4 protein-coding genes and 1 tRNA gene are annotated in these 8,415 nt (G+C 36.9%); 1 reads left to right on the plus strand and 4 read right to left on the minus strand.

Going from position 1 to position 8,415, the window contains the following annotated elements:
* Positions 1–29: 29 nt before the first annotated feature.
* From ACU1LP_RS14760 to ACU1LP_RS14770, 3 genes are all read right to left on the minus strand, one after another.
* On the minus strand, positions 30–3,224 hold the full coding sequence (locus ACU1LP_RS14760) for an efflux RND transporter permease subunit (RefSeq protein ID WP_445736655.1): 3,195 nt from the start codon (positions 3,222–3,224) through the stop codon (positions 30–32).
* 155 nt (positions 3,225–3,379) lie between these two features.
* Positions 3,380–4,459, minus strand: coding sequence for an efflux RND transporter periplasmic adaptor subunit (locus tag ACU1LP_RS14765; RefSeq protein ID WP_445736656.1), 1,080 nt, complete (start codon positions 4,457–4,459; stop codon positions 3,380–3,382).
* A 51-nt stretch (positions 4,460–4,510) separates the two neighbouring features.
* Positions 4,511–5,824 carry a TolC family protein gene (locus ACU1LP_RS14770; RefSeq protein WP_445736657.1) on the minus strand — a complete coding sequence of 438 codons (1,314 nt, stop codon included), beginning with the start codon at positions 5,822–5,824 and terminating at the stop codon, positions 4,511–4,513.
* A gap of 321 nt (positions 5,825–6,145) precedes the next feature.
* On the opposite strand from ACU1LP_RS14770, the gene ACU1LP_RS14775 reads away from it, so the two are divergent.
* Positions 6,146–6,219 (plus strand) — tRNA-Arg (locus ACU1LP_RS14775).
* Between the two features lie 189 nt (positions 6,220–6,408).
* Here the strand turns inward: ACU1LP_RS14775 and ACU1LP_RS14780 are convergent.
* Positions 6,409–8,061, minus strand: coding sequence for a sodium/sugar symporter (locus ACU1LP_RS14780; protein ID WP_445736658.1), 1,653 nt, complete (start codon positions 8,059–8,061; stop codon positions 6,409–6,411).
* Positions 8,062–8,415 lie beyond the last annotated feature (354 nt).

An 8,415-nucleotide genomic window follows, 5' to 3' on the forward strand; every position in this document is an offset into this window, starting at 1 on the left:
GAGGCCACGCCTGCACTCGACCAGACAGATTATTTTAAATTTTTACGTTCAATCATATAATACACCAATGGCACGACCAACAAAGTCAACACAGTCGATACGATGGTTCCTCCCATTAATGAGATTGCCAATCCTTGGAAAATCGGGTCAAATAAGATGACAAATGCGCCAATAACAACGGTTCCAGCGGTTAATAAAATAGGTGTTGTTCTTACTGCTCCTGCTTCAATTGTGGCTTGCTTAAGCGGTATGCCTTCTTCCAATCGGATATTTATAAAATCTATGAGCAGCACCGAATTCCGTACCATAATTCCTGCTAAAGCAATCATGCCTATAAATGAAGTTGCCGTAAAAAATGCGCCCATTATCCAGTGACCTAAAATAATCCCGATTAAGGATAATGGTATAGCTACCATCATAACAATGGGTGCCTTAAAGTTTTGAAACCAGCCAACAATCAAGATGTAAATCAGGATGATAGCACCTAAAAAGGCAATTCCTAAATCTCTAAATACTTCTAATGTAATTTGCCATTCTCCATCCCATTTTACGGTATAATCATCTTCAAAATCTGGTTGACCTAAATACATTTCGTTCAGTTTATACCCTTTAGGAAGTTTAATGGTTTTTAATTTCTCTTCCATACCTAAAATGGCATAGGCAGGACTTTCCAATTCGCCAGCCATATCTGCCATCACATAGACCACACGTTTTTGGTTTTTGTGATAAATGCTTTTTGCGGCAGTGGTTTGCTTAATGTCAACCAAATCGGCAATGGGCACCATATTGCCTTGTTTCGACTTTACTTTGAGTTGTGAAATATCTGTAATGGTAGATTTTTCTTTTTCATCTAAAGTCAATACCAGACCAACTTGCTTTGTTGCATCTTCATCATACAAAGTGGTAATTGGTCTGTTGGATAATGCCATATTCATGGTATAGGCAATTTGCTGTGGTGCAACGCCATATAGCATTGCTTTTTCTTTATTGATATTGAATTGATATTCGATTTGGTCATCTTCCACCATCCAATCAATATCCACCACATCATCCGTGTTTTTTAGGATCTCTTGAATACTGTTCGCAATTTTTATCTGTTCGTTATAATCAGGTCCATAAACTTCGGCAACAATCGTTGATAACACAGGTGGTCCTGGTGGCACTTCCACTAATTTTATATTGGCATTATATTTATCACCAATTTTTTGAATGTCTGGGCGTAACAATTTGGCAATATCGTGGCTTTGTGTACTACGTTCGTCTTTGCCAATTAAATTCACCTGAATATCTGCCATATTGCTCCCACCACGTAAATCGTAATGACGTACCAAACCGTTAAAGGTTATAGGCGCAGAAGTCCCAACATAGTTTTGATAATTCACCACTTCTGGTCGCGTCGATAAATATTGAGATATTTCTTGAGCTACGATACCTGTACGTTCCAAGGTTGTACCTTCTGGCATATCGATGATGACCTGAAATTCGTTTTTATTATCAAATGGCAACATTTTTACAGCAACTGAATTGGTAAAGAACAACACCATCGTTCCCAATAATAACGCAAACGTTGCCAATAAAAACAACCAACGTTTTCCACTGCTTTCCAATAAAGGACGCTCAAACTTATTATAAACCTTGTAAATAAAAGTTTTTTCCAATGGTTTTTCTGCTTTTTCAACTTTTCCTTTCCTATCTTTTTCCCGCAAGAAAACATACCCTAAATACGGTGTAATGGTTAGTGCAACAAATAATGACAAAATCATAGCGATAGATGCTCCAATGGGCATGGGTGCCATATAAGGGCCCATTAAACCAGACACAAAAGCCATTGGCAACACCGAAGCAATGACAGTAAACGTTGCTAAAATGGTTGGGTTACCCACTTCGTTAATGGCATACAATGCAGCTTGTTTAAATGGTAAGCGTTTCAATTTAAAATGCCTGTGCATATTCTCGGCAATAATAATCGAGTCATCTACCACAATTCCTGTGACGAATACCAATGCGAAAAGTGTAATTCGGTTGAGTGTGTAATCCATCATATAATAACTCAACAAAGTCAATGCAAACGTAATTGGAACCGATAAAAACACCACCAGTCCACCACGCCAACCCATAGCGAGCATAACTACCAACGTTACGGCTAATATAGAACCGATAAGATGCCACAAGAGTTCGGAAACTTTATCGGACGCTGTTTCTCCATAGTTTCTGGTAATTTCTACGTGCACATCATCTGGTATTAAAGTGCTACGTAAATGCTCTACTTTATCAATAATCACTTCCGAGATTTTCATCGCATCGGCGCCTTTACGTTTCGCAACCGAAATAGTAACAGCAGGATACTCCGACTTAAAATCTGATGCTTTTTCGCTGCCTTTTCCAAAACCCAGACTTACATAATTTTGAGGTATTTCTGGACCATCAATAATCGTTGCTACTTGCTTTAAATAGATAGGCTGATTTTGTTGTACACCAACCACTAAATTTTCAACATCAGTCGCTGACTCCAAAAATTTTCCTGTGTTTACCAAGAATTCTGTGTCATTCTTATCAAAACTCCCAGAATTCAATTGTGCATTGTTCGCTTTGATCATTTCAGCTACCGATAAAAAATCCAATCCGCTGGCAGCCAATTTATCTTTATCTAATACCACGCGCAATTGACGGTTTCTCCCACCAATTTTATGGGTAATGGCAACATCATCCACCTTCTTGATTTCACCCTCTAATTCTTGTGCTATTTGGCTTAATTGGTAATCGTCATAGTTTTCAATCCACAAGGTTAGGCCCAACATGGGCACATCGTCAATCGCTCGTGTTTTTACTAGCGGAAACGTCACCCCTTGTGGCATTTGGTCCATATGTTTACTGATTTCGTTGTAAAGTTTTACATACGAGCGCTCCATATCCTCACCAACATAAAACTGTACGATCACCATACCTTGCTCCTCCATTGATGTAGAATACACATATTCCACCCCTTTAATATTGGAAATCAATTGCTCTAATGGTTTAACCACGCGCGATTCTATTTCCGTAGGACTAGCACCTGGATAACCCACAAAAATGTCAGCTATTGGTACATCAATTTGTGGTTCTTCCTCACGCGGAATTAAAAACGAACTATAAACCCCAACAACCATAAACACAATCATCAAGAGCACTGTAAGCTTGGACTGTATAAAGATTTTTGCAATTTTTCCTGCGATTCCTTCTTTCATAATAAAAAGCCCCTTTTAATTTCCCCAAAGGGGAAAAACTGTAATGGGATATTTTTTAGTTAATACTTCTTTTTTTGTTTCTTATACCTACAAGATTTTTAAAACCTTGCAGGATAATTATGCTACGTTATTTATTGACTGAAGACTGCGACTGCCTATTGAATACTGACCTTCGCTCCATTGTAAAGCTTCCCTTCAGCAGAAACTATATACACTTCATCTGCCGCTAAACCAGATAACACTTCCACTTGGCCACCAAAAGTTCTACCCAATCGCAACCAACGCAATAAGGCTGTATTAGTCTGACTTACTGTATAGACACCAGACAATTGACCATTATTTACAATAGCTTCCACTGGAATCAAAACCATTTCGGTAGTTGCTTTTTTCTCAATAGGAAATTGAACACTTGTAAACATACCCGAAAGAATATTGGCATCTGTTTTGTCCAATGCCACTTTTACCAAGTATTGCCCACCAGTATTTTTAGCAGATGTGCTAACTTCAGTTACTTTCCCTTTGATATGCTCATTAATTGACTTGACAATGACATCCACTTCAGTACCATTTTTGATTTGTGAAATTTCAGTTTCTGGCACCATGGCCATCACTTCAAAACTTCCTGGTGCTTCTAAACTTATTAATGGCATTCCAGGATTTGCCATATCTCCAGCTTCAATATTTTTACTGGTAATTGTTCCACTAAAAGGCGCTGTAATGTTGCTATAAGCATATTGTGCATTCACTTCATTTTTCATTTGTGTGGCAGCCTCTAGTCTGGCTTTTGCCATTTCGTAACGAGCCGTCATGTCATCCATTTCTTTTTGTGAAACACTATTATCTGCATACAAATTTTTAAAACGGTTGTAATCTTTTTTCGCATTGTTTAAAGCAGCGGTAGCTTCTGTAATTCCCGCATTTGCTTGGGCACTTTTGGCTTGTAGATCGGTATTGTTAATAGATACCAATAATTGCCCTTTAGTGACTTTGTCACCAACATTTGCGGGTGCTTTATTTACGTAACCCGTCATTCTGGTACTTAAATCGGCACTATTTGATGCCTGGATTTTTCCGCTTACGGCTAAAAACGACCTGTTGGCACTTGCTGCCACTTGGTTGACTTTTACGGGAATTGCAATAGCATTGTCTGCAACTGCCTTTTTGTTTTCGCTACCACAACCTGTAATAAATAATGCTGTTGCCGTAATTGTTAATAGGTATATAAGTTTCTTCATTTTATTTGTTTTAATTTTTCCTGAATGAACACTGCGACTGTTTACCGTAAACTAATCCTTGGTTAAAAATCGCAAATAAGCTTGTGCGTAATTAAATTCAAAAATGGTTTGGTAATACTCCAATTGCTTCTGTGCATATTGAGTTTCTGACATTAATAAATCGGATGTTTTTTCTAAACCTTCTTCAAATCTGTTGGTTCTTATTCTTAAAGATTCTTTTGATTGTTCGAGAGCCAACATTGTCAATTTCAATTTGTTTTCTGCATCTGTAAGTGCACGTTTTGCTTTATTCAATTCCAAATTGCTCTGTGATACATATTGACTGTATTGCAGTTGTGATTTTTCAAATTCAGATTTACTTTTTTGCGCTTTTCCGAAACGTTTGGACCCTTGAAAAATGTCCCAACTTAATTGTGCCCCAAATAAATAGCCATTGGCATCTGCTTGAAAAATTTGGTCATCATACAATTCATAACTTCCAAAAGCATTTAATCGAGGTAGAAACGCCATTTTATCAGCCTTATTCATAGCTTCATAAGCATTTGAAGCCAATTGCATCGCTTTGATGTCCGAACGATTTTCAGAAATATTTTTATTGGTTTCTATAGTAAATGTGTTTACAGATAAACTATCACTTGGTTGATAGACTACATAGGTTTCGTCATTCATTAAAAAAGACAGATAGTTTGAAGCGTTTTGCACATTGCTTTTTGCGGTTTGCAATTGATTTTGAATTTCTGTTACCCGCACTTCAACATTCAATACATCTGCACGCTGAAGATAACCCTGTTTGAAGCTATTATCTGCCAACCTTCTGTTTTCCAGTGCGGTTTTTAAGGCTTCTTCTATAACATCGACACCTTTATAAGCCAGTTGCAATTGCATATATGCTTTTTCCACTTCGAGCACCAAATAATCGGTGGTTCTTTGCTGTTGCAGTGACATCGCTTCCATTTTGGATTTTGCGGCTCTACGTTGATAGATGCCATCCACATTAATGAGCGGTTGCTGAATTTCAAATCTGGTGGCATAATTTTCTATCTGCGATGGGTTGTTGAGCAACGCTGGATTGAAATCGTTTTGCGTTAAAATCTGCTGATTTAATTTAGATCCGAAAGCCATCAGCGGATTGGTAGTGGCAATTCCTGTGTGGGACGCTGTGATGTTTGGTAAAAACACAGCGTTTGTTTGTCTGTAATCTGCTCTGGCTTGCTTAAATTCTTCTTCAGAAATCTTAATAGTGGTATTGTTTTCTGAAACTTTATATAACACTTCAGTTTTTGTAATTGGAATGAATTCTTGCGCTTGCAATGGCATGTTTCCAAACAAAAGCAGTATTGTAAATAGATGGATTGTTTTTTGCATTATGCATTAATAGTTTTATTTATTGATGCAAAAATAGGTTAATGACCCACAGAAGTTTGTAACAAAGGTTACCCAGACAAAATTTTTCAATATTAAGTGCTGTATTTCAAACATCAATAATTAAACATTTCATAGAAAAGGATCAATAAATTTTTGATTAAATTGAAATAAGATTTGCTTATAATTTAATAAAAATAGTATATTTGCACCCACAAAAAAGGCCTCGTGGGTGTAACTGCTTAGGGCATCCCGATTTTGGGTCGGGAAGGTTACTGGTTTAACCCAGTCGAGGTCACAACCTGAATGTGATAAAAATTTAATGGCCTCGTGGCGCAACTGAATAGCGCACTTGATTACGGCTCAAGAGGTTACTGGTTTGAATCCAGTCGAGGTCACTAATAAAAAAAAAGGCTGAACGTCAAATCAAGCTCGCTTGAATTTGTATGTTTTGGGCTTTTTGTTTTCAACCCCTAAGTCTCCTTTAGGGAGGCTCTTAGCTGGAACAACGTAGTCAATCCAGTCAAGTCAGAAAATAAAAAAAGCAAGCTACAATAGCTTGCTTTTCTTATTCCTTCTAAATACTCCTAATTCCAAAATATCGAATACAAAGCTGCTAAAATAAGTATCACTGCAAATGCGCCAATATTAAATATAGGACTTGTTTCAAACATTTCCTTTTTAATAGCAATAGCCTTTTTGTCATTTGCGCCATTATGCTGCACGTAACTAACTATCCCAATAACAAGCATAGTTATTAATAATGTATAACCCATTTGATCCATAAATGGCACATCTATAAACAATGGACTTGATGACCACCCTTTTGGAGCAACTTTAAAATACATGGCAATTGGAACCGATGCTATGGCTCCAATAATAGCACCTTTGTTTGTGGTTTTTTTCCAGAACAAGCCTAACAAAAATACTGCCAAAATACCTGGGCTCACAATACCTGTATATTCTTGAATAAATTGAAATGCCTGGTCTAAGTTTCCCAGCAAAGGAGCCATAATACATGCTATAACCAATGCCACTGCAGCTGAAATTCTACCCATGTTCACGGTGCTTCTATCAGATGCGGTTTTGTTGATATATTGCTTGTATATATCCATCGTGAAAATGGTTGAAGTTGAGTTTAGCATGGAGGCTAAAGACGAAACGATGGCTGCTGCCAAAGCTGCAAAAGCAACCCCTTTTAAACCAGTAGGTAAAAATTGTAACAACCAAGGATATGCTCTGTCCGCTTGATCAATGGAAGGTAAATTATGAAGTCCTGCTTCCCCCAATCGTGCCATAATCTCAGGATCGTTTATCATTACGTAAGCTGCAATTCCTGGTATTACCACAATCAATGGAATTATTAACTTTAAGAAAGCGGCCATTAAAATACCTTTTTGTGCTTCTTTTAAAGATTTTGCAGCCAGAGTTCGTTGAATAATATATTGGTTGAAACCCCAATAATATAAATTAGCAACCCACATGCCCCCAACAAGTACTGAAATACCAGGCAGGTTTTTAAATTCTGGATTTGATTCATCTAAAATCATGGCAAAGCGATCAGGAACAGCGTCGTAAACAGTTTTTAATCCAGCGATAACGCCTTGGCCATCAGAAACCATGTTCAATGCTAAGTAGGTTGTTGCTAAACCGCCTAAAACCAAGAAAACAACTTGTATGACATCGGTCCACGCTACGGCCGATAAACCTCCATATAAAGAATAGGCAGCAGCAAATAAAGCTAAACCTATAACGCCATAAATTAAAGGAATACCGATAATGGTTTCTAAGGCCAATGCTCCTAAATACAATACGGTTGTTAAATTTACAAATACATATAATGCTATCCAGAATACAGCTAATATGGTTTTTAAATTGGTTGAATAACGTTTTTCAACAAATTCCGGAATGGTATATAATCCTTTTTCAATGAAAATCGGCAAAAAGTATTTACCAACAATTATCAACGTAATGGCCGCCATCCATTCATAAGATGCAATGGCCAAACCTGATGCAAAACCAGAACCGGACATCCCAATAAACTGTTCCGCAGAAATATTAGCAGCGATAAGCGAAGCCCCAATAGCCCACCAAGGCAACGATTTACTGGCCAAAAAATAATCTTCGGCATTTTTTTCGTGCCCAGCCTTATCTCTTGACACCCATAGTCCTACACCTAAAATTAAAATGGCATAAGCAATAAAAATAAAGTAATCTAAAAATTCAAAATTAGTTGTCATGGTTTTAAAATGGTTTAGTTATTGGCATAAATATAAATCAATTTTCGTTATGTTTAAAGATGCCCATGTATATAAATGTATTTTGCAATTTAATAAATGTATTTTTTACATATAATATACAATATTATTAAAATAACTTATAACTATCATGGTTTTTAATATAAATCAATCGTTTTAACATGTATAGGTCTGTGAGAGCTAAAAAGGGTTGGTTTAATCCGATTTGCATTTTGATTTATGGAATCATGCGAATCAAGTGCTGAAAAGATTAAAACCTATTACGATTTATAAGACAATATTAGGGGCGTTAGCCCTAAAATCATCGTAGATACAAACGTTAATTAAATAAAAAGG

This window comes from Mariniflexile sp. (assembly GCF_052728615.1).

What these genes read in the sequence shown, in the direction of transcription:
- ACU1LP_RS14760 (WP_445736655.1), bottom strand. Translation starts at nt 3,224, where the DNA reads ATGAAAGAAGGAATCGCAGGAAAAATTGCAAAAATCTTTATACAGTCC.
- ACU1LP_RS14765 (WP_445736656.1), bottom strand. Translation starts at nt 4,459, where the DNA reads ATGAAGAAACTTATATACCTATTAACAATTACGGCAACAGCATTATTT.
- ACU1LP_RS14770 (WP_445736657.1), bottom strand. Translation starts at nt 5,824, where the DNA reads ATGCAAAAAACAATCCATCTATTTACAATACTGCTTTTGTTTGGAAAC.
- ACU1LP_RS14780 (WP_445736658.1), bottom strand. Translation starts at nt 8,061, where the DNA reads ATGACAACTAATTTTGAATTTTTAGATTACTTTATTTTTATTGCTTAT.